Genomic DNA, 2,329 nt, shown 5'->3' on the forward strand with positions numbered 1-2,329 from the left:
ACATATAACCAGTCGCTGTTGCCGGACAATTTCTCCACCGCTTCGCGGCTACAAAATCGCCGCAAAGCTCTACGTTAGCGAATAGGAACTATGGGATACCTTTTAGCCTTCTCGGTTGCCAAAGAATGCGCAGACTCCTCAAAGTTGGAAGAGCTGCCACAGTCTCTTCCTTGGAAGGTCTTCGGGACTGAGCAATTTCCGGAGAAACTCGTTGATGTCTTCGACTTCAGAAAAGACTGGGAATATCCTTTCAGTTCTGTACCTGCGGTGAAGGATATACCGTTGCAATTTCCTGCCCCCCTTGGTGCTCTCAACGAGCTTTACGACGAATTGAGGAAAAAGAACCGTGCCAATGGTTTTAAACGTGCTTTTATCAATCTAAACCTACAGCTGAGCCAACTGCTGTCCACGGAGGTTCTGAGTGTAATTTCTGACGATGAAGGCACCGACCTCGCTTGTGTTTCAGTAGATGGTCAATTGAAGAAGCTGCGCTTCCGCGCAGGAAAGATTGAGGCAAATTGGTCCCGTGAGATGGGCACTAATTTGGATAAAAAGTCCTCAAGTCGATTGCACAAAATTGCTGAAGACGAGTGTTTCGAGTTTTTGAACTTTAGGTTGCCCATGTTCGGCTTCGATGGTGCATCCGATTCTTTAGAGCTTGAGATTCTTAATTCCTCCCCACCGCTGCCGCCGTCACCGCCGAAGCCACCTAGAGGGGGCTGGGTGGCGCATGAGCGGAGATTGAAAGAACAGGCTAGAGCAAGCAGGAAATGGTGGCAGTTCTGGCTTTGAGATCGCTAACAATCGGCTGCACAGCGACCGGTTCTCCGCCGCTCCGCGGCTACAAACCGGCGCGTGAGCCGGGCGTTAGGTATCCAAGATGAGCATGGGCATTACCGAAAAGGAACTCATACAGCTTCGTGAAGCTGCAGAGAAGATGCAGCGCTGGCACCACCATTGGGCGATAATGCGTTGGTTTGCATTACTAGTGGGAATACTTTCAATCGCTCTCTCGATATATACCTTCATACAAATTGAGTGGTTGGCCGACCAGAATTCATACGCATCCCTGGGTTTAGAAGACTCGAAACTTGTCTCTCTACTTGGCAGTATGATCGATATGAGGGCGGATCTTCTTCGTACGGAATTGAAAATGTATTTTGGCCTAGTAATTTTTGGCGTTGTTGGCCTGAACTGCATCATCTTAACGATAATTTCTTGGCGCGGGCCGCCAATGCAGCGTTATTGGCTGCCCTTGATAAAACATGTAGTCGAGTCAGAGGACGAATCGAGAAATACCTAACCATTCGCTTTTGTCGGACAATTTCTCCACCGCTTCGCGGCTACAAAATTGCCGCAAAGCTCTACGTTAGCTAGAGGTAAGTCATGCTCCGTATTATTATAGTTATTTCGGCTCTTTTGACCCTGCTAAGTGGCTGCGCCACTACGCCTACTACCACCCTAGACACCTCTCCGAACTTCAAGCCGGCACAGGCTGCGCAAGCGCATCCTCTTGAGATGTACCTGCACTCCGGACGACTTCTACGTTCAGGAGATATGGATGAAGCTGCGTTTTGGTTCTATGCCGGCCAGCTTCGCTACAGAGTTCACTTAATGGCGCGGCCCAATCTGCCACCAGACCAAGATCTCGCGCTTTTTTCTTCCTTGAACTCCACCCTTGGCCAGGAAGTGAACGAGTATATTGGGGGGAATCCGTCAGAGTGGGAGCAGGTCATCGAGAATGTATTGAGCTGGGATGACCAAACGCCAAATGATTTTACGCCTAAAGACAAATTCCCGTCAGCGCATCGTGAAGTACGCGCAGGCCTCCTCGAATTGAAGGAGATGATCCATAAAAATCATCAGGAGATTCGTGAAGATCGGGCTTCTGCAGGACTTGAAAATCGCTAACAATTCGCTGTTGTCGGACAATTTCTCCACCGCTTCGCGGCTACAAAATTGCCGCAAAGCTCCGCGTTATGTGTACATGAATTCCAGCTCGGAGATCGGTAATGGAAAATGATTTTGAACTCGAGATGAGCTCCCTATGCCAGAATCTGACCGCTGACGGCAAAACCGTGGAAGTGGAAATTTACCGTGGCGACAAAGGTGGCTGGCTCTTAGAAGTAATAGATGAGTTTGGAACTTCCACGGTATGGGACGACGAATTCGATACAGACCGCGCAGCCTTGGAGGAAGTACAGGCCACCATCAGGGATGAAGGCATCGATGCCTTAATCGGCATTGACTCGTAGGCCTCGGTGAAACAGACACATAACCAGTCACTGCACGGGACCACTTCTCCGCCGCTCCGCGGCTACAAACTGGC

The 2,329-nt window shown here is 49.8% G+C and carries 4 protein-coding genes; all 4 read left to right on the plus strand.

Annotation, left to right across the window (positions count from 1 at the left end; all coding sequences use genetic code 11):
- Positions 1 to 90: 90 nt before the first annotated feature.
- Entirely contained in the window at positions 91 to 792 is a 702-nt protein-coding gene (locus tag FZF01_RS19240; RefSeq protein ID WP_150279448.1) for a hypothetical protein, read from the plus strand.
- A gap of 88 nt (positions 793 to 880) precedes the next feature.
- Positions 881 to 1,303: a hypothetical protein gene (locus FZF01_RS19245; protein WP_150279449.1), complete on the plus strand. Its 423-nt coding sequence runs from the start codon at positions 881 to 883 to the stop codon at positions 1,301 to 1,303.
- An 83-nt stretch (positions 1,304 to 1,386) separates the two neighbouring features.
- Positions 1,387 to 1,911: a hypothetical protein gene (locus tag FZF01_RS19250; protein WP_150279450.1), complete on the plus strand. Its 525-nt coding sequence runs from the start codon at positions 1,387 to 1,389 to the stop codon at positions 1,909 to 1,911.
- A 101-nt stretch (positions 1,912 to 2,012) separates the two neighbouring features.
- Positions 2,013 to 2,255, plus strand: a complete 243-nt coding sequence (locus FZF01_RS19255; RefSeq protein ID WP_150279451.1) for a hypothetical protein — start codon at positions 2,013 to 2,015, stop codon at positions 2,253 to 2,255.
- Positions 2,256 to 2,329: the final 74 nt, after the last annotated feature.

The sequence above is a fragment of the Halopseudomonas salina genome (assembly GCF_008641105.1).